Genomic DNA, 22500 nt, shown 5'->3' with positions numbered 1-22500 from the left:
CATGGCGAACAGCGGCGGCAGGGGCGCATAGACCACCCACATCGGCGGCTTGCCGAAGGCCATGACGATGAAGTTGGTCGCCACGGTGATCAGGAAGACGATGCCGATCCAGCGGTGCAGGCGGCGGTTCCACAAGCTCAGCCGCGAGGGCTGGGGTTGCATGAACTGGGCGTAGCTCATTTGCGCGCCTCCACCATCTTCCAGCCGTTGCCGGACGGGTCGCGGAAGTTCGCGTCGACGTTGCCATAGCGCTCCTCCGGCGGCTGGGTGAATTCCACCCCGCGCGCGCTCAGGTCTTCATAGGCCGCGCGGCAGTCCTCGACATCGAGGATCAGCGGCGGCATCGCGCCCTTGGCGACGATTTCGCGCACGGTCTGCACGGTGGCCGCGTCCAGCAGCGGCTCCTGCGGCTTGAACAGGCCCAGTTGGAAGGACGGCTGATCCGGATGCTGCACGGTCAGCCAACGGTAGTCGCCGCCGTTCACGTCGGTGTGGACGCGAAAGCCGAGCTTGCCGACGTAGAACTCCAGGGCTTCGTCCTGATCGCGGACGTACAGCCCAACCACTCCAACACCCTGACTCATGTGACCTCCGGTTTCGATGGGGCGGTCTTTGTAGCATCGGCCTCCCGCCGCCGCTTCTCCGAAACTGCGATTGTCAGCGCCGGCCGGTGCGCGGCGCTGGCGTAGCAGGCGGGCATCCGCCGCGCCGCCTCGCGGGCGGCCTGCTCGCGCGCGCGGATTTCACTCGGACTTTCGCCGGTGATGTCGCGGAAGGTGCGGCCAAAGGTGCCCAGGCTGTTCCAGCCGGTGCGCAGGGCGATGTCGAGGATGGGAAGTTCCGTGTCACGCAGCAGCGCCCTGGCGCGTTCAATACGACGGGTGAGCAGGTAACGGTGCGGCGGCACCCCGAAGGCATCCTTGAAGCAGCGCGCGAAGTGCGCCTCCGACACATGGCTGACCTGCGCCAGCCGCGACACCGGCCAGTCCTCGTGCGAGGCCGCGTCCATCCGATCCTTGGCGCGCAGCAGACGGCGCAGCAGGTCCGGATCCTGGCCGGTGCGGGCGGGGCCGGGCGTGTCGCCGTTGGCGTGCTTCATCGCGTGTCCTGAAGTGGTCGCGCCCGCCACGGACGGTCGCAGGTCGTTTCGGGCGGGGCCGCCCGGCGCTCCCGGGCGCCGGGCGAAACCTTACCGCAGGACCGGTGAGGGGGCGGACAGGGGCTTGACTGACAGTCTTACGATATATATCTTACGACCCATCTTATGACACACCTGGAGTGTGCGATGCGCCGTCATCACCCCCGACATGACCGCCGCGACGAGGATTGCGGCGGCGATTTCCCCTTCTCCGAACGCTTTTCGCCGTATTCCCTCTGGCAGGCCATCGGCCGTCGCCATGGCGGCCGCGGCGGTCATCGCCACGGTCCCGGCCCCGGCTTTCCCGGCGGCTTCGGCGGTTTTGGCGAGGACGGCCTGACCCGTGGCCGCAAGTTCAGTTCCGACGATCTGCAACTGCTGCTGCTGGCCCTGCTGGAAGCCCAGCCCAGTCACGGCTACGAGCTGATCAAGGCCCTGCAGGCCCGTTCCAACGGCTTCTACAGCCCCAGCCCCGGCATGGTCTATCCGGCCCTGACCTACCTCGAAGAGCTGGGCTACGTGGACGTGGAGGCCGAAGGCAACCGCAAGCGCTACGCGCTGGCGGCGCCGGGACGCGAACACCTGGAGGCGAACCGCGAGCGGGTCGAGCTGATGCTGGCCAAGCTGTCGCACATCGCGCGCAAGATGGATTCGGTGCGGCGCGCGTTCGCCGGTGAGCCGCCGGCCGACGTGGACGAAGGCGGCTGGGTGCCGGAACTGGTCCGCGCCCGCCACGCGCTGAAGCATGCGCTGGTGCGCCGCGATGGCGTTCCGGCGGCGGAGCAACGACGCATCGCCGCGATCCTGGAACGCGCCACCCGCGAGATCGAAGGCGGCGAAGACCGCTGAGCCCACGCTTCCTCCGCCGCCTCCGGGCGGCGGAACCGTTTCATTCCTCCCCCATGAGGTTCCCCATGCCAGAAGCTGCCAACCGGACGGTCATGCGCGTCCGTCATCCCCTCAAGCTGCGCCTGCTGCGGGTCGCGCGCGTGCACGACGTCACTCCGCACCTGCGCCGGGTCACCCTGGTGGGCGATGATCTCGAGGACTTCGTGTCCGCCTCGTTCGACGATCACGTCAAGCTGTTCTTTCCCGCGCCGGGCGAGGAACGCCCCGAACTGCCGGCGCTCGGTCCCAACGGCGTGGAATTCCGCGAAGGCGCGCCGCGTCCGGTGATGCGCGACTTCACCCCGCGCCGCTACGACCCGCGCGCGCGCGAGCTGGATCTGGAATTCGCCCTGCACGACGCCGGCCCCGCCACCGACTGGGCCGCGCAGGCGCGGCCGGGCCATTGGCTGGGCGTGGGCGGTCCGCGCGGTTCGCTGGTGATCGGCACCGGCTTCGACTGGCATCTGCTGATCGGCGACGACACCGCGTTGCCCGCCATCGCGCGTCGTCTTCGCGAGTTGCCGGCGGGCGCGCGCGCGATCGCGGTGCTGGAAGTCGCCGACGCTTCCGCACGCCTGGCGTTCGAGACCCGCGCCGATCTGCAGATCGCCTGGTGCCATCGCGAAGACGCCACGCCGGGCGTTCCGCCGCTGTTGTCGGCGGTGCGCGCACTGGCGCTGCCGGACGGCGACGGTTACGTCTGGGCCGCCGGCGAATCCGCCGACATCCGCGCCGTGCGCCAGCATCTGGTCGGCGAGCGCGGCATCGACAAGTCGCGCATCCGCGCCGCCGCTTACTGGAAGCGCGGCGCGCCGGGCGTGCACGAAAACCTGGAAGACTGATTCCCTCTCCCCTGTTCCGGTCCCCACGACCGCAAGGACGCTATATGTATACGTTGAGCGCGCCGCACGAGCGGCGCCTGTTGTGGCTGCTGATGCTGACCCAGTTCACCCTCATCATGGATTTCATGGTGATGATGCCGCTGGGTCCGCAGATCATGCAGGCCTTTCACATCACTCCCGCCGCGTTCGCGGCCGCGGTGTCGGCCTATTCCTGGTGCGCCGGCCTGTCCGGCCTGCTGGCCGCCACCTATATCGATCGTTTCGACCGGCGCAAATTGATGCTGGTCGTGTATGCGCTGTTCGCGCTGTCCAACCTGGCCTGCGCGCTGGCGGACAGCTATGCGCTGCTGCTGGCCTCGCGCGCGTTGGCCGGCATCAGCGGCGGCGTGCTCGGCTCCATCGTGATGGCGATCATCGCCGACGTGATTCCCGGTCCGCGCCGCGGCGCGGCCACCGGCACGGTGATGATGGCGTTCTCGCTGGCCTCGGTGCTGGGCGTGCCGGCCGGCGTGCTGCTGGGCGCGCACTACAGCTGGGCCGCGCCGTTCTGGCTGCTGGTCGGCCTGTCGGTGGTGATCTGGTTCGCCGGTTCGCGCGTGCTGCCGCCGCTGGATCAGCATCTGGCGCGCCAGGCGGTGCCGTGGAGGCAGGCGTTCCCCCAGCTGTTCGGCCTGTTCACCCAGGCGCGCTACCTCAACGCGTTCGTGCTGACGCTGCTGCTGATGGTCGCCTCGATGCTGGTGATTCCGTTCATGTCGCCGATCCTGGTCGCCAATCACGGCATCGCGCCGGATCGGTTGTCGTGGCTGTACATGGTCGGCGGCGCGGCGACGTTCTTCACTTCGCGCGCGATCGGCAAGCTGGCCGACCGGCACGGCAAGCACCGGGTGTTCCGGGTGGCGGTGCTGCTGTCGCTGGCGCCGATGCTGTTCGTGACCCACCTGCCGCACATCGGCTTCGTCGCGATGCTGGCGTTCTTCCCGTTCTTCATGGTGCTGATGTCCGGCCGCATGATTCCGATGCAGGCGCTGCTGACCACGGTGCCGGCGCCCCACCAGCGCGGCGCGTTCCTCAGCGCCAACAGCGCGGTGCAGGCGATGGGCACCGGCTGCGGCGCGTGGCTGGGTGGATTGATGCTGTCCTCGCCGACGCCGACCGGCCCGATCAGCGGCTATGGCACCGCCGGCTGGGTGGCGGTGGCGCTGTCCCTGATCGCCATCGCGTGGGTGGGACGGGTGAGCGCCGACGGCGATCGTCCGCAGGCGCCGGTCGCGGAAACCGGGCGGGAACCGACGGAGCCGGAGGCGCTGGCGCAGGGCGAAGGCTGAGCGCCCGCCACGCCGCCCGACATCCTCCCCATGACCTCGCCCTCGTCCGCGTTCTCCGATGCCGACGCCGTGGCGCGCTACGCCGAAGGCCCGCCGCGGCTGGTGCCCGGTTTCGCCGACCTGCAACGGATGGCGGGAATCCTGCTGGCCGAGCGCGCGCCGGCGGAGGCGCGGGTGCTGGTGCTCGGCGCCGGCGGCGGCCTCGAGCTGAAGACCTTTGCCCAGGCCCACGCCGGCTGGTCGTTCACCGGCGTGGATCCGGCCCGCCCGATGCTGGATCTGGCCGCGACCACGCTCGGCCCGCTGGCGGCGCGGGTCGAATGGATCCACGGCACCATCGACGCCGCGCCGCAAGGTCCGTTCGATGCCGGCGCCTGCCTGCTGACCCTGCATTTCCTCGATGCGCCCGAACGCCTGCGGACACTGCGGGAAGTCCACCGGCGCCTGCGTCCCGGCGCGCCGTTCGTGGTGGCGCACGCGAGCTTTCCGCAGGCGGACGGACAACGCGCGCGCTGGCTGTCGCGCTACGCCGCCTTCGCGGTCGCGTCCGGCATCAACCCGGCGCACGCGGAAGCGGGGCGCGCGGCCATCGACCGGCACCTGCATCTGCTCGCCCCGGACCAGGACGAGGCGATCCTGGCGGACGCCGGATTCACCGATATCCACCTGTTCCACGTCGGCTTCACCTTTCGCGGCTGGGTGGCCTGCGCCTGAGCCGCGCGCGATGGCGTGAATCACCGCGAACGCCGCGCGGTTCAACCCCGCCGCCCCGCCATTCGTCCCCGCGCCCCGCGCTCCATCCCTTCGCGTCCCATCCTCCGCGGCGAACCGCGCACACTTGCGCCGCGACGACACGGGAGACACGCATGATCGGCAAGGCGCGGTACGCATGGGTGGGCGGCATGGCCCTGGCACTGGCGGGCGCGGGCAGCCGCGCCGCGGATCCGGGCGACTGGTCCAGCTACGGCAGCGCGCCCGGCGGCGGCCAGCATTCGCCGCTCACCCAGATCACGCCGGCCAACGTCGGCCGCCTGCGCATCGCCTGGTCGTTCCGCACCGGAGAACTCGGCGCCGGCCTGCCGGACCCGGAGCGGCGGCGGTTCGAGGCCAACCCGCTGGTGGTGGGCGGACGCATGTACCTCAACACCGGCACCGGCATCGCCTTCGCGCTGGACGCGGCCACCGGCCGCGAGCTGTGGTCGTTCAACGCCAGGGTGGCGCGCACCAAGCGCTACAGCGATCCGGCCTCGCGCGGGGTGACCTACTGGCGGGATCCGCAGGCCGCCGAGGGCGTGGCCTGTGGCGAACGCATCGTCTACGGCACTCTGGACGCGCGCCTGATCGCGCTGGATGCGCGCGACGGCAAACCCTGCGCCGATTTCGGCGAGGCCGGCACGGTGGATCTGCGCGCCGGCATCACCCTGCATGACGATCCCGCCAGCGAATGGCGCAACTACGCGGTGACCTCGCCGCCGGTGGTCGCCGAGGGCGTGCTGGTGGTCGGCAGCTCGGTCGGCGACAACCGCGCGCATGCGCTGGAGCAAGGTGTGGTGCGCGGTTACGACGCGCGCAGCGGACGGGAACTGTGGCGCTGGGATCCGGTGCCGCGGGATCCGGCCGAGGCGGCCGCGCAGGGCTGGCGGCCGGAACAGGCGCGCACCGTCGGCGCGGCGAATGCGTGGGCGCCGCTGTCGGTGGATCCGGCGTTGCGCCTGGTCTACGTGCCGACCGGTTCGGCCAGTCCCGACTACACCGGCGCCGAACGCCTGGGCGAGAACCGCGACGCCAATTCGCTGGTGGCGCTGGATCTGCACAGCGGCCGGCGCGTCTGGGCGCGGCAGCTGGTGCATCACGATCTGTGGGACTACGACCTGGCCTCGCAGCCGGCGCTGGCGACCGTGCAGACCGCGCAGGGTCCGCGCGAGGCGGTGTTGCAGGCGACCAAGACCGGCTTCCTGTTCGCGTTCGATCGCCGCACTGGCGAACCGGTGTTCCCGCTCACCGAAGTGCCGGTGCCCGCCTCGGACGTGCCGGGCGAACAGGCGTGGCCGACCCAGCCCATGCCGGAACCCTCGCTGCGGCTGGCGCGCCACGCGCCGCTCACGCCGGAGGACGCGTGGGGCCCGACGCCCGGCGAACGCCGCGAGTGCGCGCGGTTGATCGCGGGCATGCGTTCGGAAGGCATTTTCACTCCGCCCAGCGTGCGCGGCACCGTGGTCCTGCCCGGCTGGGCCGGCGGGGTGAACTGGGGCGGCATCGCGATCGACGCGCAACGCCAGATCGCGATCCTGCCGGTGTCGGATCTGCCGATGCAGGTGACGTTGATTCCGCGCAAGGCGTTCGACTGGGACAAGGACGACGCGTTTCCCGAGCAGGAGTTCAACAGCATGGACGGCACCGGTTACGGCATGCGCCGCGGGGTGCTGGCCTCGGCCAAGGGAACCCCGTGCGTGAAGCCGCCGTGGGGCCGCGTGGTGGCGGTGGATCTGCGCGCGCGCAAGGTGTTGTGGGAACGCCCGCTGGGCACGCTGGAAGAAGAACTGCCGTGGCTGCCGTTGGACATCGGCATGCCGGTGCTGGGCGGCGCGGTCACCACCGCCAGCGGCCTGACCTTCATCGGCGCCTCGGCCGACGCGCGCTTCCGCGCGCTCGACAGCGCGACCGGCAAGGTGCTGTGGGACGCCAAGCTGCCGGCGGGCGGACAGGCCACGCCGTCGATCTACGCGGTGAAGGGACGCCAGTACGTCGTGATCGCCGCCGGCGGCCGCGAAGGCCTCGGCCCGATGGGCGACTACGTGATCGCCTACACGCTGGATGGCGAAGGCGAGGAAGTGGTGTTCCAGCACGGCGTGGCGGTGCGCATGAGCGTGCTGGGCGCGGGCGCGTTGCTGGTGCTCGGCGGCATGTTCGCAGCCTGGCGCGCCTGGCGGCGCCGACGCGCGCGTCCGCGCGCCGCATGACGCCGCCCCGGCGTGGATGGCATGCGCTGGTGAGCGCCATTCTTCGGTACTTCTCTTCCACGCTCTGACAGGCGCAGAATCAGGCGGCCGGTCCAGCACGCGCCTGCCTCCATGCCACAGGACATCCTCGCCGCCTACGCCGAAGAAGCCGACGCGCTGATCCCGTCGTTCGAGGCCATCTCCTCGGCGGACGTGCTGGCGCCGGTGATGGCGTGGTTGCCGTCGACGCCCCGCCGGATCATCGACATCGGCGCGGGCACCGGACGCGACGCGGCCTGGCTGGCGGCGCGCGGACACACGGTGCTGGCGGTCGAGCCGGTCGCGGGGTTCCGGGAAGCCGGGATGCGATTGCATGCGCACCCGCGCATCCGCTGGTGCGAAGACACCCTGCCCTCGCTCGCGCGGATCACGGAAACCGGCTTCGATCTGATCCTGATGGTGGCGGCCTGGCACCACATCGCGCCGGAGGACCGGCCACCGGCCCTGCGCCGGCTGCGCCAGCTGGTTTCGCCCGACGGCCGATTGCTGATGTCGATTCGCCACGGTCCCGCTCCTCCCGCGCGAACCGGCTTCGCGAGCGACGCGGTCGCCAGTTCGGAGCTGGCGATCCAGGCGGGATTTTCCCTCTTGGCCTCGCGCCGGGTTGCTTCCGTGAGTGTCGCCAATCGCGCGGCCGGCGTGACCTGGACCTGGCTCGTGCTCCGCGCCGTCTGAATGCCGGGCGCCGGGCGGACTTCTTTTCCACTTCACGCACGCGCCATCGCCGAGCCACCCGGACCTGGCAGGCTGCCTCCACCCTGGAGAGAGGACCCGCTCATGACCGCCGACGCGCAACATCCCCGTGCTCCGCACCTGCCCGGCTGGCGCCTGTTGATGTGGGGCGGCGCGGCGGCCCTGCTGTCGCTGCCGCTGATCGCCATGCAGTTCACCGACGAGGTGAACTGGAGTCCGTTCGACTTCCTCGTGTTCGGCGCCATGCTGGCGGTGGCCTGCGGCGGCGGCGAACTGGCGGTGCGGCTGAGTCGCGGCAACCGGCTCTACTGCGTCGGTGCGTTCGCCGCGATCGCCGGCGGTTTCCTGCTGGTCTGGGTGAACCTGGCGGTCGGTTTCATCGGCAGTGAAAACAATCCGGCCAACCTGATGTACGCCGGCGTGCTGGGCATCGGCATCCTCGGCGCGTACATCGGACGCTTCCGCCCGCGCGGGATGGCGAGGGCGATGCTGGCGACCGCCGCCGCCCAGCTGGCGGCCGGCGTCATCGCGCAGGTCAACGGCATGGAGCATCCGTGGCTGGCGACGGCGGTGTTCACGGCGCTGTGGCTGGGGTCGGCGGGGCTGTTCGCGCGCGCGGCGCGCACCGCCAAGCACGCCACGCCATGAGTTCCGGCGAACGCGGACGAACGGCCGCGTTCCCACGGGGGATCCCATGACAGAATCCGGCCATCTCCGGGACTTCGGCGGGTTCCCATGAACAGCGCGCGTTTCGACCGCATCCGCGATGGACGCACCGATCTGGTGTTCGAGCACATCGCCGAAGGCCACCCCGCCACCGATGCGGATGCGAACGGCGTCCGCCTGATTCAATGGTGCGCCTACTACGGCGACGTCAGCGCCATCCGTTTCCTGATCGGCCAGGGCGAAACGCTGGCTTCGCTGGGCGCCAATCTCGGCCTGGGAGATGCGGTCTTCCACGGCCATTGGCCGTTGTGCCAGTTCCTGATCGAGCAGGGCGCGGACGCCAACCACGCGGTGCCGGAAACCGGCGAGTCACCGCTGCATCTGGCGCTGTGCAAGGCCAACCGGCCCGTGTACGACGCGATCCTGGAACTGCTGCTGGCCGCCGGCGCGGATCCCGACCGCGCCACCCTGCCCGGCGTGGAAACCGGCGGCTTCATGCGCGACGCCCGCACCCGGGGCGAAACGCCGTTGCATCGCGCGGCGGCGTTCGGCAGCGAAAAAGCCATCGACCTGCTGTTGGCGGCGGGCGCGCGGGTCGACGCGCGCGACGCGCATGGCGATTCACCGCTGGGCTGGGCGAGTTGGCACCTGCGGCCGGACGCGATCCTGCGCAAGCTCTGCTTCGGCGATCACGTCATCCATCCGGCGCGCAACTCCACCTATGACCATGGTGTCGGCTGGGGCGTGATGGGCGTGGGCAGGCCGCATCTTCCGCGTCGGTGATGGCGCGCCGTCAGCGCAGTTCCATTCCCGGCTGCCAGCCGCTGCGCGCCAGGAACTGCCTGGCGTCCCGCAGGCCGATGATGTCGCGCAGCGCCTGGCGCTTGTCGCTGGCGTTCCGGTAGTAGGCCTTCACGATGCGATAGCCGACCCAGTAACCGAGATCGCCGGGGTTGCCGGGCTTGCTGTTGTAGATCCAGTCGGACAGATCGCGCTTGTCCATGTCCGCCTGGAACCTGGTTTCGATGGCCTTCTCCTGCCCCTGGGTGTTGTGCTTGAGGTGCAGGTAGGCCACTTCCCCGGAAATCAGTTCGCCGACGAATTCGGCGGCGCCTTCCATCAGCGCGCTCTCCAGCACCGTGGCCTGCCCGGTCCCGACGAACGCCGGCTCCTGCTGCACGTGCACGTACTCGTGCGCGATCACATGGACGAAGCGATCCTCCACGTCGGGATTGAGCCAGTCGGTGGCGCACAGCGCCTCCAGCCCGATCTGCACGCCGCTGTCGGCGCTGGCGGTGCCGACCGGCTTGCCCCGGCCCACCGCGATGGTGACCGCCGGCAGGCGCGCCTGCGGATACAGTTCGACCAGCTTCTGCAGCGCGGCCTTGAGCCGGGTGCGGGTGGCCGGCAGCACCGCCATGCAGCGCCTGGCGTCCACGTAGGTCTGTGGATTCCTGGCCAGGTTCGCGGCGATGGCTTCGCCGGTGATCCGGCGCACCTTGGCGAACTGGTGCAGGCCCGCGGATCCGCCGTCGAGGTAATCGCGTTGCAACTGCTCGGCGGTGGGTTGTCCCCGGGTGTGCTCGTACAACCGGTAGAAGCGATCGACATCGCTGATGTCGATGACCGGTTCGTTCGTCTTCGGCACATCGGCCGCGCCCGCATGCAGCGGGAGGCCGCCCAACGCCATGCACACCACCATCGCCTTGAATGCCACGCGCATGATCGATCACTCCGGGGGAATGACGCCACGCTACGGAGTCGGCCGGCGCCGGAGCAATGGCCGTTGGTCACGATGACTGCCGCCATGCCGCGACCCGCCGGAATTCCATCCCGCGTCCCCGCTTCGACAACGGGCACGAGCACCTCCGCCAGCGGCGCAGCCTTCGCTCACCCGAGTGCGAGCGCTTTTTCCTCCGCCGCATGCTCTGCCGCCATCATGGCCTTGAATTGCCGCACCGTATCTTCATCCACTCCCAGCGCCCCGAAGACACGAGCACTGAAACTGACCGGAGCCGTTCCCGGTGCCGTGATGACATGGGTGTCCACGACGGCGGAGGCACTCGCGACAAAGTGAGATTGCCCGGCGTAGTTCGCGGCATTACGTGTCAGGAAATCAGCATCATTTGAGGTGTGCGCCCTGTCGTTCAACAGTCCGGCCCGCGCCAAGGCCAGCGTGCCGCCACAAATACCCGCCACGGTAACGCCGCGTTCAAGCTGTTCCTTGAGCAGGACGCTGATATCAGGCGCGTGTGCTGTTTCCCACACGGTTCCGCCCACCACCACGATCGCTGAGGGGTGCCAATCCGCCACTTCGTCAACACTTTTTTCAACTACTGCCGTCAAGCCGCCCTGAGAGCAAAGTGTTCCTGGCTGCGGCGCAAAGAACGCCACATCCAATCCATAGAACGGACCGCCGACGCCAGCGATGAAGGCGTATTCCCAGTCGGCAAAGCCGGGGGTCAGTATGAGTGCAACTTTCCTGGCCATTTTGTTCTCCTTCGAGTCCGCTTCTGCCCTTGTGGGCAGGTCTGGCATTCATCATGGAAGCGAGAGCGCCCATCGTGGCGGAACCGGGTTGTTTTGAGGGCATTCCCGGGAGTGGATTGTCCGTACCCGCTTCCGCTCCGATGCTTCATGCAGGATCCGCACCGGTCTGCATCATGCATGCACGATTACCAACAAAAAAGCCGGCTTGCGCCGGCTTTCTTGTCCAATGCTCTGGACGAGCGGAACTCAGTCCGACTCCCACCACATCCAGAACGCATCCCACAGGCGCTTGAAGAAGCCGGCTTCCTCGACGGCGTTGATCGCCACCAGCGGGGCCTGGGCGACGACCTTGCCGTCCAGGGTGACCTTCACGTCACCGATGGCCTGGCCCTGGGTGATCGGCGCGACCAGGGTCTTGGGCACGTTCATGCTCGGCTTCAGATCGCCATAGCGGCCGCGCGGCACGCTGACCAGCATCGGCTGGGCCACGCCCAGCTGCACTTCCTTGACCTGGCCCTTCCACACGCGCTGGCTGGCGATGACCTTGCCCGGCTCGTACAGGCGATGGGTTTCGTAGAAGCGGAAGCCCCAGTTGAGCAGCGCCAGGCTGTCGTCGGCGCGCTGCTTCTCCGAGGTCGAACCCATCACCACCGCGATCAGGCGCTGGTCGCCGCGCTTGGCCGAGCTCATCAGGCAGTAACCGGCGCCGGAGTGGTGGCCGGTCTTGATGCCGTCCACGCTGCCATCGCGCCACAACAGCAGGTTGCGGTTGGGCTGGGTGATGGTGCCGACGGTGAATTCCTTGATCTTGTTGAATGCGTAGGTTTCCGGATAGTCGCGGATCAACGCGCGGCCCAGCAGGGCCAGATCGTAGGCGGTGGAGTAGTGCTCCGGCGCGGACAGGCCGTGCGCGTTGACGAAGTGCGAGCCCTTCATGCCGATCTTGGCCGCATAGTTGTTCATCAGCGACGCGAAGGCTTCCTGGCTGCCGGCGGCGTGCTCGGCCAGCGCGATGGCGGCGTCGTTGCCCGACTGCACGGCCATGCCCTTTTCCATGTCCAGCAGCGGCGCGGTCTTGTTGACCGCGAAACCGCTGTAGCTGCCGTCGGTGCCGGCGCCGCCCTCGCGCCAGGCGCGCTCGCTCATCATCACCTGGTCATCGGGACGGATCTTGCCGTTCTTCTGTTCGGCGGCGAGCACGTAGGACGTCATCACCTTGGTGATGCTGGCCGGCTCGACCCGCTGGTGGTAGTTCTCGCCCGCCAGCACCTGGCCGGTGATGTAGTCCATCAGCACCCACGCGGTGCCCGCCGGCTTGGGCGGCGGCGGAATGGCGACGGACTCGGCCGGCGGGGCGACGGGCGCCGGCTGCGGAGCCGGGGTCTGCGCGATCGCCGCGCCGAAGGCGGCGGTGGCCAGGGCGGCCAGGGCGAAACGGAACTTCATCTGCTGCGAACTCCTGACTGGGCGCGAGGCCCGTTCGACGAAAACGACATTTTAGGCAGGCATCGGCGGCTGGGAATCCCGCCGGGGCCGGAAACAGGCAAAAACCGGCGAAAAAACCGCCGTGCAGCTCAGTCGCGGACCAGTTGCGGGCGTCCGAAGCCCAGTCTGGCGATGCGGCCGGCCAGTTCATCGGCGCCGGCCGGGTCGGTCGCGCCGACCCGCAGCCGCCATAACACCCGTCCATTGCTCTGCACATCACTCAGGCTGGCGCCGGCGATGCCCGCGGCCACCAGCCGGGCCAGCGCGCGGTCCGCGTTCTCGCGGCTGGCGAAACTGCCTACCTGCAACTGCAACGGCGCCGCCAGCGCGCGCGGCGGCACGCCGGGCGCGATCGACGATGCGCCGGACGACGACGCAATGGACGAGGCGACGGGCGCCGGCGTGGTCGCGCGGACGGGCGCGGAGGTCGGCGCCGGGGCGGAGGCGGCGCCGGACGCCGCCGGCTTGCCGGTCGCCACGCGCACGCCGTTGGCCTGCATCCAGGCATCGAAGCGATCCGCGCTGGCGGGATTCTTCGTATCCGGAATCACCTGGTAGCGGTGGCTGCCGCGCCGATCCACCGTGGCCACGACTGCTGCGTTCGCGGCGGCGGGCGCGGCGGTCGGCGCCGGGGTCGAAGCCGGCAGCTTCTCCACCAGCGCGTCCATGCCGCTGCTCGCCGGCGCGGCGGGTTTGGGCGCGGCGGCGTAACCCCGGCCTTCTTCGCCCGGGGTCAGCGCGCGCACTTCCACCCGGCCGGTGCCGCGCTGGGTGATGCCCAGCTTGTAGGCGGCGGCGTAACTCAGATCGATCACGCGCCCGTCATGGAACGGCCCGCGATCGTTCACCCGCACGATCACCGACTGGCCGTTGTCCAGGTTGGTCACCCGCGCGAAGCTCGGCAGCGGCAGGGTCTTGTGGGCGGCGGTGAAGGCATACATGTCGTACACCTCCTGGTTGGAGGTGCGGCGGCCATGGAACTTGTTGCCGTAGTACGAGGCCGTGCCCTGCTCGACGTAGCCGTCGACCTTGTCCAGCACCTGGTACTTCTTGCCCAGCACGGTGTAAGGGGAGCGGTTGCCGATGGGCGAACGCGCCTCGGCAGTCACCGTCGGTTCGGCGATGCAGTCCAGGTCCGGCACATGATCGGGCGTGGTGTCGGAGACGCCGGGCTTGTACAGGCCACCGGCGGTGTAGTCGCCGCGCGTGGACATGTCTTCCTGCGCCGGCGCGTAGAACGAGCAGTCCTTGCCGGTGGCGGGACCGCGGCCATGTTGCGCGGTCGAGGCGCCCGGCTTGCCCTTGCCCGAGAGCGGCGGAGGGACCGGCTTCTTCGGAGCCGTGCTGCAGGCCGCCAGGCTGAGGGTGAGCAGCGCGGGCAGCAGCCATTTCATGCGGGCGGAATCTCCCGGCCGGCGATGGCCTGGGACAACTGGTACACGGCCATCGCATACATCTTGGAGTTGTTGTAGCGGGTGATCGCGTAGTAGTTCTGGAAGCCGAGCCAATACTGCTTGCCGGCGCTGCCTTCCAGCGACACCAGGGTGGCGGTGGCGTCCGGCGCGACCGGCTCCAGCGGCCGATAGCCGCGCTGGGCCAGATCGGCCAGGGTGTAGTCGGGGGTCCAGGTATCCGGATTGAACTCGGGATAGCCGGTCTGCAGTTCGGCGCGCGCCACCACCGGACCGCCGGGCACCCAGCCGCCGCGCTCGCCGCCCTTCTTGCGGAAGTAGTTGGCGACCGAGGCGAACACGTCGTCGACGCTGTTGAACAGATCGCGGCGGCCGTCGCCGTCGCCGTCCACCGCGAACTCGCGGTAGCTGGACGGCATGAACTGGCCCATGCCCATCGCGCCGGCGTAGCTGCCGATCAGGGTGGTGATGTCCAGCTTCTCCTCGCGGCCCAGCGCGAACAGCTGCGCAAGTTCGTCGCGGAAGAACCGCTCGCGGCGCTGCTCGTAGGCGGCGCGTTCGGGATTTCCGCTGCGCGGATAGCGGAACGCCAGGGTGTACAGCGCGTCCAGCACGCGGTGCTTGCCGGTGTAGCCGCCGTAGCTGGTTTCCACGCCGATGATGGCGACGATGATCTCGGCCGGCACGCCGTAGGCCTTTTCCTCGCGCGCGAGCGCGTCGCGGTGCCTGGCCAGGAACGCCTGCCCGCCGCTGATGCGCGCGGCGGTGATGAAGTTGGGCCGGTACTCGCTCCACGGCTTGACCCGCTCGGCCGGACGCGACATCAGCGCGATCACGTCGTCACGGAACACCGCCTGCGACAGCACCGAATCGATGTACATCGGATCGATGCCGTAGCGCGCCGCGGTGTCGCGCACGAAGTTGGCGCGCGCGGTGGCGAAATCCTCCACCACGATCGGCGCATCGGCCACGCGCTCCACCGACGTCTCGGCCGGATTGGCCGAGGTTTTCGAGGAGGGTGACTGGGCTCCGCTCGCCGCGGGCGCGGCGGTCGGCGGGGTCTTCGGCGGCGTGGCGCAGGCAACCAGGCCGAAGGTGATCAGGCAGACAAGGGCGCGTCGAATCATCGGGCGCGAGGTTAGCACGCTGAACGCCGGGAATCGTGAATGTTGCGGGGTCGCGATTCGGGATGGGTGAACAGCGACGCGGCTTCCGCTTTGCGAATCCCCGATCCCGCCTTCCTCAATACCCATGCACCGGCCGGTGCGCGCGCACGGCCATCACCAGACCGAGGCCGGCCAGCAGGGAAACCGCGGACGTGCCGCCGTAGCTCAGCAGCGGCATCGGCACGCCGACCACCGGCAGCAGGCCGGAGATCATTCCGCCGTTGACGATCACGTAGACGAAGAAAGCCAGGCCCAGCGAGCCGGCCAGCAGGCGTGAATAGGTGTCGCGCGCCTCGATCGCGATCCACAGGCAGCGCCCGACCACGAACAGGTACAGTGCCAGCACCACCGCCACCCCGATCCAGCCGAACTCCTCGGACAGCACCGCGAAGATGAAGTCGGTGGTGTGTTCGGGCAAGTAATTCAGGTGCGACTGCGAACCCTGCCCCCAGCCCTTGCCGGCCAGGCCGCCGCCGCCGATCGCGATCTTGGACTGGATGATGTTCCAGCCGGTGCCGAGCGGATCGTTTTCCGGATTCAGGAAGGTCAGGATGCGGTCCTTCTGGTACGGGCGCAGGAACCAGAACCACGCCACCGGCGCGGCCGCGGCCACGCTGCCCACGCCCACGCCCACCCACCACCACGGCAGGCCGGCCAGCAGCAGAGCGAACACGCCGCTGGCCGCCACCAGCATGCCGGTGCCGAAGTCCGGCTGCAGCAGGATCAGGCCGGTGGGAATGGCGATCAGCACGCCGGCGGCGATCACCGTCCTGATCCGCGGCGGCAGCGGTTCGCGGTGCAGGTACCAGGCCATCATCATCGGCAGGGTGATCTTGAGCAGCTCGGAGGGCTGCAGGTAGAACACCTTCAGGTCGATCCAGTGGCGTCCGTGCTTGCCGGTGCCGATGAACAGCACCAGCAGCAGCGGCAGCAGCGAGGCGGCGAACACGCCGGGGGTCCAGCCGCGCAGGCGCACCGGCGACACCCGCGACAGCGCCCACATCGCCACCAGGCCGACCGCGAAGCGCGCGCCCTGCGCCAGCAGCAGGCGCGATCCCAGGGCCTCGCCGCCGGCGCTGTACAGCACCGCCAGGCCGATCGCCATCAGCGCGCCGAGCGCGCCCAGCAGCGGCCAGTCCAGCGTGCGCAGGAAATGACGCAGCAGATCGATGGCCCAGCGCAGCAGTTCGATCATGGCGCGCGTCCCGGCGTCGTGGCGGCGGGCGCCGGCGATGGCGTCGGCGATCGCGCGGGGGACGTGGCCGCGGGCGCGGTCGTCGTCGCCGGCGGGGCGGCCGTGCCCGGCGCGGTCACCGGCAACTGCTCGGGATCGCTGCTGGCCGCGTCCGGATCGTCCGCGCCGTCCGGCATCTTGCCGAGCATGAAGGCATCCAGGATCTTGCGCGCGATCGGCGCGGCGGTGGTGCCGCCGTAGCCACCGCCCTCGACCGCCACCGCGATCGCGATCGCCGGCGCGTCGGCCGGGGCGAAGCCCACGAACAGCGAGCGGTGGCGCAGGTGCATCGGCAGGCTCTTGGGATTGACCGCGGCGGTGCCGCGCCGGCTGATCACCTGCGCGGTGCCGGTCTTGCCGGCCATCAGATAGGGCGCGCCGCGCGCCATCGAGGCGCCGGTGCCGCCGGGCTGCATGGTCGCCATCATGCCCTCGCGCACGACCTGCACGTTGGCCGGGGTCGGGCTGATCGGCGTTGGCGTGGCCACCGGCAACGGCGTCCACGCGGCATCGAAACCGGTGCGCTGATCGCGGACCAGGTGGGGCTGGCGCAGGTTGCCGTCGGCGATCGCGGAGATCGCGCGCACCAGCTGCAGCGGGGTGACCTTCCAGTCGCCCTGGCCGATGCTGATGTTGACGGTGTCGCCGGGATACCAGCGTTCCTTGCGGCTCTTGGCCTTGTACGCGGGCGACGGCAGGATGCCGCTGATCTCGCCGGTCAGATCGATGCCGGTGGGCTGGCCGAAACCGTAACGCGTCATGTACTCGTCGAAGCGTTCGATGCCCAGGTCCAGCGCCAGCCGGTAGTAATAGGTGTTCACCGACTGCGCGATCGACTTGCGCAGATCGGTCCAGCCGTGGCCGCCGCGATGCGCGTCGCCCCAGCCGCGGCTGGTGCCCGGCAGGTAGAACATGCCGGTCGACAGCACCTTGTCCTCCGGCCGGCGCATGCCGCTGTCCAGGCCGGCCAGGGCGATCAGCGGCTTGAGGGTGGAACCCGGCGCGACGCCGCCCAGCACCAGCCGGTTGAACTGCGGGCGCGAGGGATTCTCGTTGAGCGCCTTGAAGTCCTTGCTGGAAATGCCGTTGACGAACAGGTTGGGGTCGTAACTGGGCAGGCTGACCATCGCCAGGATTTCACCGGTGCGCGGATCCATCGCGATGGCCGAGCCTTCGTGTTCGCCGAACGCGGCGACCAGCGCCTGCTGCAGTTTCAGGTCCACGCTCAGGCGCAGATCCGTGCCCGCCACCGCCGGCACCCGGCCGACCACGCGCAGCGCGCGCCCTTCCACGTTGGTCTCGACCTTCTCGTAACCGACCTTGCCGCGCAGCGCCTCGTCGTAATAGCGCTCCAGTCCGGTCTTGCCGATGTGGGTGAGCGCGGCGTTGCCCTCGCCCAGCACTTCCAGGTCCTTTTCATCGATGCGGCCGACGTAGCCGATGATGTGGGCGAACAGATCGCCGTAGGGATAGCGCCGGGTCAGGTACGGCACCAGTTCCACGCCGGGGAAGCGCCAGCGATCCACCGCGAAGCGGGCCATTTCCTCCTCGCTGACGCGCAGCTTGAGGGTGATCGGGCGGAACCCGCGCGCGCCCTTGCGGCTGGCCTCGAAGCGCTCGATGTCCTCCGGCGCGAGGGCGATGATTTCGCCCAGTTCGGCGATCAGGCGCTGGGGATCCCCCGCCTTGTCCGGGGTCACGTCCAGCCGGAACGCCGGCACGTTCTCGGCCAGCAGCACGCCGTTGCGGTCGTAGATGGCGCCGCGTCCCGGCACCACCGGCCGCGGCTTGATCCGGTTGGCCTCGGAGCGGGTGGCGTACTCGTCGTGATCCAGCACCTGCAGCTTGAAGTACCAGCCGGCCAGGCCGATCAGCGCCAGCGCCACCACCGCGAAGCCCAGCAGCGCGCGCCGCCGGAACTGCTCGGCCTCGGCGTGCGGATTCTTGGCGGCGCGGCGGCTGATCATCGCCGGCTCAGTTGCGCCGGCCCTGGCGCAGCATGTCCAGCAGCACGTAGATCAACGGCCACAGCAGCATGCCCAGCAGCGGCGCCCACCAGTAATTCCAGGGCAGCCGGGGTTCGCCCAGCAGCCAGTGGATCGCCGCGTCGACGATGCGATCGTTGAGCAGCAGGCCGCCGATCGCCAGGGCCTGCTGCGACACCGGGAAGAAGCGCAGCTGCAGGCGGAAGCGCTGCAGGATGAACGCCATGATCACCAGCCGCAGCGCCTGTTCGCCGAGCAGGCTGCCGAACATCACGTCGGCGATCACGCCGACCAGCATGGCCACGCCCAGGCCGGCGCGCTCGGGCGTCTCGATCACCCAGTAGGCCAGCACCAGCGCCAGCCAGTAGGGACGCAGCGGCTGCAGCATTTCCGGCAGCGGCAGCAGGCCCAGCAGCAGGGCGGCGACGAAACTGAGCGGCAGGATCCAGCCGCTGCGGATACGGCTCATCGGGTGGGCTCCGTGGCCGGCGTGGCGGGTGGCGGCGTGGCCGGCGCGTTCGTGGCGGCATTCGCCGGCGCGCGGGCCGGGTTGGCGACGGAGGCGGCGTTGGCCGGCGAAGCGCCCTGCGGGATTCCGGTGGCGCGATTGCCCGCGGCGGTGCCGGCGCCGGCGGGCGCTGCGCCCACGGCGGCGGGGGCGGAAGCGGGTCCGGTCGGAGCGGAGCCGGCGGGCGTGGCCGGCACCGTGGCCGGATCCACCGGCGTCGCGCCGGGGCGCGTCGCCGGCAGCGGCAGGCGCAGCGGCGGCGCCGAGCGCAGCAGCAGCACGTCGCGGCCGCGATCCAGCTGCGCGGCCGGGCGCAGGTCGCCGACCAGGAAGGCATGGCTGTCGTCCGGCCGCAGCGCGGTGACGGTGCCGACCGGGAAGCCGGCCGGGAACCGGCCGCCCAGGCCGGAGGTGACCACAACGTCGCCGACCTTGACCCCGCTGTTGAGCGGAATGTCGGCCAGTTCCAGCAGATCGCTGCGGCCGCGCCCGTAGGCGATCAGGCGCACCCCGCTGCTGGCGACCACCACCGGCACGGCGTGATCGGGATCGGTGAGCAGCAGGACGATGGCGTGGGCCGGGGTGACCTGGATGATCTGCCCCATCAGGCCGCCGGCGTCGATGACCGGCTGGCCGACCCGCACTCCGTCGCCGCTGCCGGCGTCGAGCACCAGCCGCTGGCGGGTGGGATCCAGATCGATGTCCAGGATCGGCGCCAGCTGCACGTCCAGCCCGCGGCTTTCGGCCACGCCCAGCAGCGCGCGCAGCTGCATGTTGTCGGCGGCGGCGGTGCTGAGCCGGGTCAGGCGCGCGTTGGCGACCAGCAGTTCGTTGCGCAGTTCGCGGTTCTCTTCCATCAACCGGGTGCGGGTGACCGCGTCATCCTTCACCCGGGTGCCGACGCGGCCGGGCAATCCGGCCAGCCACCACAGCGGCTGGGTCACCACGCCGGCCTGCGCGCGCGCCTGCGACAGCCAGCCGCCGCGGTGGTCGAGCACGATGAGCGCGATCGCCAGCGCCAGGTATCCCAGCAGGCGCAGGGTGCTGGCGACTTCTCCGGGGCGCGAGGCGATGGGTGGACCGGCGTAGGGAGGCATCAGGGCCGGGAATCGGAAGGGAGGGAACGAAAATGCCGGAACGCGTGTGGCCAACGTTCCGGGTCGCGGGTCTCAACGGTCAGGCGGGGCGCCGGGCAGCGGCGCGGGCGGGCGCGGGAACCGGCGACACGGCGGGAACAGACGTCCATGCTCCGCCCCCGGTTCCCCGTCCCCTGGTTCATTCCGGCGCGAAGAACTCGTTGCCGTGCATGTCCACCAGCTCCAGGGCGCGGCCACCGCCGCGCGCCACGCAGGTCAGCGGATCGTCGGCCACCTGCACGTGCAGGCCGGTTTCCTCGGAAATCAGGCGGTCCAGGTCGCGCAGCAGGGCGCCGCCGCCGGTCAGCACGATGCCGCGCTCGGCGACGTCGGCGCACAGTTCCGGCGGGGTCTGCTCCAGCGCCAGCTTGACCGCGCTGACGATGCCCGACAGCGGCTCGTGCAGGGCTTCCAGCACTTCGTTGGAGTTGATCTTGATCATCTTCGGCACGCCCTCGGCAAGGTTGCGGCCGGAGATTTCCATCTCCTGCACTTCCGGCTGCGGGTAGGCGCAGCCGATTTCCAGCTTGATGCGCTCGGCGGTGGCTTCGCCGATCAGCATGCCGTGGTTGCGGCGGACGTAGTTGGTGATGGATTCGTCGAAGCGGTCGCCGCCGATGCGGACCGACTGCGAGTAGACGATGCCGTTCAGCGAGATCACCGCCACTTCGGTGGTGCCGCCGCCGATGTCGATGACCATCGAGCCGCGGGCCTCGGTGACCGGCATGCCGGCGCCGATGGCGGCCGCCATCGGCTCCTCGATCAGGTACACGTCACGGGCGCCCGCCTCCTCGGCCGATTCCTTGATGGCGCGGCGCTCGACCTGGGTGGAACCGGCCGGCACGCACACCAGCACCCGCGGGCTGGGACGCAGCACGCGCGACTTGTGCACCTTCTTGATGAAGTACTTCAGCATCGCCTCGGTGTAGGTGAAGTCGGCGATCACGCCGTCCTTCATCGGGCGGATGGTGGTGATGTGGCCGGGGGTGCGGCCGAGCATCTGCTTGGCCTCCGCGCCGACCGCCGCGACCGAGCGGGAGCCGCCGATCGCCCGGTCCTGGCGGACCGCCACCACCGACGGTTCGTTCAGCACGATGCCCTGTCCGCGTACATAGATGAGGGTGTTGGCCGTGCCCAGATCGATGGACAGGTCGTTGGAGAACATGCCGCGGAGCTTTTTGAACATCGGGGAGTGGGTCCTGCTGGTGGCGGATCGCGCAGCGGCGCTGGCGATTTTTTGGGCACGAAACGAAGTCGGCTAGCCTAGCAACCCGCCTGTGCGCGGGCAAGGAAAAATCTCGTGAAAACGCGGGAAAAACGCGCATGGCGAGGACTCGGCGGAGACGGATGGATACCGTCGGCCACCGCTGCGTACGGTCCGCCGGGGACGGATCAAGACTGGCCCCGCGCCGCCTCAGCCGGTAACCTTCGCACCGGCCCGCCCGAACCGGGGTGGCCGTCCCGTTTTTTTGACCGGCCAGGCATGGCCGGCCACGTCCACCCGCCGAGCCTTGCCGATGTCCGCACTGATTTGTGGTTCCCTCGCCTACGACACCATCATGGTGTTTCCGGACCAGTTCAAGAACCACATCCTGCCGGACAAGGTGCACATCCTGAACGTGTCGTTCCTGGTCCCGCGCATGCGCCGCGAGTTCGGCGGCTGCGCCGGCAACATCGCCTACAACCTGAAGCTGCTGGGCGGCGATCCGATCCCGATGGCCACCGTGGGCCAGGATTTCGGGCCGTACCGGGAGTGGTTCCAGGAGCAGGCCATCAACCTGAGCCAGGTCAAGGTGATCGAGGAGCTGTTCACCCCGCAGGCCTTCATCACCACCGACCACGACAACAACCAGATCACCGCGTTCCACCCGGGCGCGATGATGCGCAGCTACGAGAACCACGTGAAGGACGTGCCCGGGGTGACCTTCGGCATCGTCAGCCCGGACGGCCGCGAGGGCATGCTGCAGAACGCCAGCGAGTTCGCCGAGGCCGGCATCCCCTTCATTTTCGATCCCGGCCAGGCCATGCCGCTGTTCAACGGCGAGGAACTGCGCCAGTTCATCGAGCTGGCCGACTACGTAACCGTCAACGACTACGAGTCCAACCTGCTGCAGGAACGCACCGGCTGGAGCGAGACCGACATCGTCAAGCGGGTCAAGGCCTACATCACCACCCGCGGCCCGCACGGCTCGCAGATCCACACCCCGGACAAGACCTACGACATCCCGCCCGCGCACGAGCGCCGGGTCACCGACCCGACCGGCTGCGGCGACGCCTTCCGCGCCGGCCTGATCTACGGCATCGAGAAGGGCTACGACTGGCTGACCATCGGCCGGATGGGCAACCTGATGGGCGCGCTCAAGGTCGAGCACCCCGGCACCCAGAACCAGCGCTTCGACTTCGAAGAGTTCAACGAACAGTTCAAGCAGCAGTTCGGTTACTCCCTCTGACCCGACCGGGCCGGATCCACGGGACGGGATGAAAACCGTCGCCCATCCGGCGTAAGGTGGCGGCAAGGGCGGGTACGACC

General features: G+C 69.6%; 21 protein-coding genes and 1 pseudogene. 9 read left to right on the top strand and 13 right to left on the bottom strand.

Annotated elements, in window-relative coordinates; all coding sequences use genetic code 11:
- The 3 genes and pseudogenes from ACTHN1_RS15370 to ACTHN1_RS15360 all read right to left on the bottom strand — a co-directional run.
- Window positions 1-180: pseudogene (locus tag ACTHN1_RS15370) on the bottom strand (hypothetical protein); the annotation flags it as partial.
- Complete coding sequence (locus ACTHN1_RS15365; protein ID WP_440471809.1) at window positions 177-584, bottom strand: VOC family protein; 408 nt, start codon at window positions 582-584, stop codon at window positions 177-179. The gene ACTHN1_RS15365 and the pseudogene ACTHN1_RS15370, both read right to left, overlap by 4 nt.
- Window positions 581-1099 carry a helix-turn-helix transcriptional regulator gene (locus tag ACTHN1_RS15360; protein WP_440471808.1) on the bottom strand — a complete coding sequence of 173 codons (519 nt, stop codon included), beginning with the start codon at window positions 1097-1099 and terminating at the stop codon, window positions 581-583. The genes ACTHN1_RS15365 and ACTHN1_RS15360 overlap by 4 nt, the downstream gene beginning before the upstream one ends.
- 186 nt (window positions 1100-1285) lie before the next feature.
- Between ACTHN1_RS15360 and ACTHN1_RS15355 the strand changes: the two genes are divergently transcribed.
- From ACTHN1_RS15355 to ACTHN1_RS15320, 8 genes are all read left to right on the top strand, one after another.
- Window positions 1286-1987, top strand: a complete 702-nt coding sequence (locus tag ACTHN1_RS15355; RefSeq protein ID WP_440471807.1) for a PadR family transcriptional regulator — start codon at window positions 1286-1288, stop codon at window positions 1985-1987.
- Between the two features lie 65 nt (window positions 1988-2052).
- Window positions 2053-2868 carry a siderophore-interacting protein gene (locus ACTHN1_RS15350; protein WP_440471806.1) on the top strand — a complete coding sequence of 272 codons (816 nt, stop codon included), beginning with the start codon at window positions 2053-2055 and terminating at the stop codon, window positions 2866-2868.
- Window positions 2869-2912: 44 nt separating this feature from the next.
- The gene (locus ACTHN1_RS15345; protein WP_440471805.1) at window positions 2913-4196 is read left to right on the top strand and encodes an MFS transporter; all 1284 of its coding nucleotides are present in this window, start codon (window positions 2913-2915) and stop codon (window positions 4194-4196) included.
- A gap of 30 nt (window positions 4197-4226) precedes the next feature.
- Window positions 4227-4910: a class I SAM-dependent methyltransferase gene (locus tag ACTHN1_RS15340; protein ID WP_440471804.1), complete on the top strand. Its 684-nt coding sequence runs from the start codon at window positions 4227-4229 to the stop codon at window positions 4908-4910.
- Window positions 4911-5062: 152 nt separating this feature from the next.
- The gene (locus tag ACTHN1_RS15335; protein ID WP_440471803.1) at window positions 5063-7156 is read left to right on the top strand and encodes a pyrroloquinoline quinone-dependent dehydrogenase; all 2094 of its coding nucleotides are present in this window, start codon (window positions 5063-5065) and stop codon (window positions 7154-7156) included.
- 111 nt (window positions 7157-7267) lie between these two features.
- Window positions 7268-7870 (top strand): class I SAM-dependent methyltransferase, encoded by a 603-nt coding sequence (locus tag ACTHN1_RS15330; RefSeq protein WP_440471802.1) that lies wholly within the window; start codon window positions 7268-7270, stop codon window positions 7868-7870.
- Window positions 7871-7972: 102 nt separating this feature from the next.
- Window positions 7973-8536, top strand: coding sequence for a hypothetical protein (locus tag ACTHN1_RS15325; RefSeq protein ID WP_440471801.1), 564 nt, complete (start codon window positions 7973-7975; stop codon window positions 8534-8536).
- Between the two features lie 87 nt (window positions 8537-8623).
- Window positions 8624-9337, top strand: a complete 714-nt coding sequence (locus tag ACTHN1_RS15320; RefSeq protein WP_440471800.1) for an ankyrin repeat domain-containing protein — start codon at window positions 8624-8626, stop codon at window positions 9335-9337.
- Window positions 9338-9347: 10 nt separating this feature from the next.
- On the opposite strand, the gene ACTHN1_RS15315 is transcribed toward ACTHN1_RS15320, so the two are convergent.
- The 10 genes from ACTHN1_RS15315 to ACTHN1_RS15270 form a co-directional block, all read right to left on the bottom strand.
- Complete coding sequence (locus ACTHN1_RS15315; protein ID WP_440471799.1) at window positions 9348-10277, bottom strand: DUF2268 domain-containing putative Zn-dependent protease; 930 nt, start codon at window positions 10275-10277, stop codon at window positions 9348-9350.
- Window positions 10278-10444: 167 nt separating this feature from the next.
- Window positions 10445-11044: a DJ-1/PfpI family protein gene (locus ACTHN1_RS15310; RefSeq protein ID WP_440471798.1), complete on the bottom strand. Its 600-nt coding sequence runs from the start codon at window positions 11042-11044 to the stop codon at window positions 10445-10447.
- 246 nt (window positions 11045-11290) lie between these two features.
- Complete coding sequence (locus ACTHN1_RS15305; RefSeq protein WP_440471797.1) at window positions 11291-12490, bottom strand: D-alanyl-D-alanine carboxypeptidase family protein; 1200 nt, start codon at window positions 12488-12490, stop codon at window positions 11291-11293.
- Between the two features lie 128 nt (window positions 12491-12618).
- Window positions 12619-13923, bottom strand: coding sequence for a septal ring lytic transglycosylase RlpA family protein (locus tag ACTHN1_RS15300; RefSeq protein ID WP_440471796.1), 1305 nt, complete (start codon window positions 13921-13923; stop codon window positions 12619-12621).
- Window positions 13920-15068, bottom strand: coding sequence for a lytic murein transglycosylase B (gene mltB, locus ACTHN1_RS15295; RefSeq protein ID WP_440471811.1), 1149 nt, complete (start codon window positions 15066-15068; stop codon window positions 13920-13922). The genes ACTHN1_RS15300 and mltB overlap by 4 nt, the downstream gene beginning before the upstream one ends.
- Window positions 15069-15183: 115 nt before the next feature.
- On the bottom strand, window positions 15184-16302 hold the full coding sequence (gene rodA, locus ACTHN1_RS15290) for a rod shape-determining protein RodA (protein WP_440471795.1): 1119 nt from the start codon (window positions 16300-16302) through the stop codon (window positions 15184-15186).
- The gene (gene mrdA, locus ACTHN1_RS15285) at window positions 16299-18308 is read right to left on the bottom strand and encodes a penicillin-binding protein 2 (protein WP_440471794.1); all 2010 of its coding nucleotides are present in this window, start codon (window positions 18306-18308) and stop codon (window positions 16299-16301) included. The genes rodA and mrdA overlap by 4 nt, the downstream gene beginning before the upstream one ends.
- 7 nt (window positions 18309-18315) lie before the next feature.
- The gene (gene mreD / locus ACTHN1_RS15280; protein WP_440471793.1) at window positions 18316-18795 is read right to left on the bottom strand and encodes a rod shape-determining protein MreD; all 480 of its coding nucleotides are present in this window, start codon (window positions 18793-18795) and stop codon (window positions 18316-18318) included.
- Window positions 18792-19931 carry a rod shape-determining protein MreC gene (gene mreC, locus ACTHN1_RS15275; protein ID WP_440471792.1) on the bottom strand — a complete coding sequence of 380 codons (1140 nt, stop codon included), beginning with the start codon at window positions 19929-19931 and terminating at the stop codon, window positions 18792-18794. Before mreC ends, mreD begins: the two co-directional genes overlap by 4 nt.
- 178 nt (window positions 19932-20109) lie before the next feature.
- On the bottom strand, window positions 20110-21156 hold the full coding sequence (locus ACTHN1_RS15270) for a rod shape-determining protein (protein WP_440471791.1): 1047 nt from the start codon (window positions 21154-21156) through the stop codon (window positions 20110-20112).
- Window positions 21157-21487: 331 nt separating this feature from the next.
- Between ACTHN1_RS15270 and ACTHN1_RS15265 the strand changes: the two genes are divergently transcribed.
- A complete protein-coding gene (locus ACTHN1_RS15265; RefSeq protein WP_440471790.1) occupies window positions 21488-22420 on the top strand; it encodes a carbohydrate kinase family protein in 933 nt (310 codons plus the stop codon).
- Window positions 22421-22500 lie beyond the last annotated feature (80 nt).

The organism is Pseudoxanthomonas sp. (assembly GCF_051953815.1).
In the GTDB taxonomy this organism is placed as follows: Bacteria; Pseudomonadota; Gammaproteobacteria; order Xanthomonadales; family Xanthomonadaceae; genus Pseudoxanthomonas_A.
The sequence above is the reverse complement of the archived record's forward strand: the minus strand, read 5'-3'. Positions and strand labels throughout refer to the sequence as shown.

Coding starts and splice junctions, on each gene's coding strand:
- ACTHN1_RS15365 (WP_440471809.1), bottom strand. CDS start 584: ATGAGTCAGGGTGTTGGAGTGGTTGGGCTGTACGTCCGCGATCAGGAC.
- ACTHN1_RS15360 (WP_440471808.1), bottom strand. CDS start 1,099: ATGAAGCACGCCAACGGCGACACGCCCGGCCCCGCCCGCACCGGCCAG.
- ACTHN1_RS15355 (WP_440471807.1), top strand. CDS start 1,286: ATGCGCCGTCATCACCCCCGACATGACCGCCGCGACGAGGATTGCGGC.
- ACTHN1_RS15350 (WP_440471806.1), top strand. CDS start 2,053: ATGCCAGAAGCTGCCAACCGGACGGTCATGCGCGTCCGTCATCCCCTC.
- ACTHN1_RS15345 (WP_440471805.1), top strand. CDS start 2,913: ATGTATACGTTGAGCGCGCCGCACGAGCGGCGCCTGTTGTGGCTGCTG.
- ACTHN1_RS15340 (WP_440471804.1), top strand. CDS start 4,227: ATGACCTCGCCCTCGTCCGCGTTCTCCGATGCCGACGCCGTGGCGCGC.
- ACTHN1_RS15335 (WP_440471803.1), top strand. CDS start 5,063: ATGATCGGCAAGGCGCGGTACGCATGGGTGGGCGGCATGGCCCTGGCA.
- ACTHN1_RS15330 (WP_440471802.1), top strand. CDS start 7,268: ATGCCACAGGACATCCTCGCCGCCTACGCCGAAGAAGCCGACGCGCTG.
- ACTHN1_RS15325 (WP_440471801.1), top strand. CDS start 7,973: ATGACCGCCGACGCGCAACATCCCCGTGCTCCGCACCTGCCCGGCTGG.
- ACTHN1_RS15320 (WP_440471800.1), top strand. CDS start 8,624: ATGAACAGCGCGCGTTTCGACCGCATCCGCGATGGACGCACCGATCTG.
- ACTHN1_RS15315 (WP_440471799.1), bottom strand. CDS start 10,277: ATGCGCGTGGCATTCAAGGCGATGGTGGTGTGCATGGCGTTGGGCGGC.
- ACTHN1_RS15310 (WP_440471798.1), bottom strand. CDS start 11,044: ATGGCCAGGAAAGTTGCACTCATACTGACCCCCGGCTTTGCCGACTGG.
- ACTHN1_RS15305 (WP_440471797.1), bottom strand. CDS start 12,490: ATGAAGTTCCGTTTCGCCCTGGCCGCCCTGGCCACCGCCGCCTTCGGC.
- ACTHN1_RS15300 (WP_440471796.1), bottom strand. CDS start 13,923: ATGAAATGGCTGCTGCCCGCGCTGCTCACCCTCAGCCTGGCGGCCTGC.
- mltB (WP_440471811.1), bottom strand. CDS start 15,068: ATGATTCGACGCGCCCTTGTCTGCCTGATCACCTTCGGCCTGGTTGCC.
- rodA (WP_440471795.1), bottom strand. CDS start 16,302: ATGATCGAACTGCTGCGCTGGGCCATCGATCTGCTGCGTCATTTCCTG.
- mrdA (WP_440471794.1), bottom strand. CDS start 18,308: ATGATCAGCCGCCGCGCCGCCAAGAATCCGCACGCCGAGGCCGAGCAG.
- mreD (WP_440471793.1), bottom strand. CDS start 18,795: ATGAGCCGTATCCGCAGCGGCTGGATCCTGCCGCTCAGTTTCGTCGCC.
- mreC (WP_440471792.1), bottom strand. CDS start 19,931: ATGCCTCCCTACGCCGGTCCACCCATCGCCTCGCGCCCCGGAGAAGTC.
- ACTHN1_RS15270 (WP_440471791.1), bottom strand. CDS start 21,156: ATGTTCAAAAAGCTCCGCGGCATGTTCTCCAACGACCTGTCCATCGAT.
- ACTHN1_RS15265 (WP_440471790.1), top strand. CDS start 21,488: ATGTCCGCACTGATTTGTGGTTCCCTCGCCTACGACACCATCATGGTG.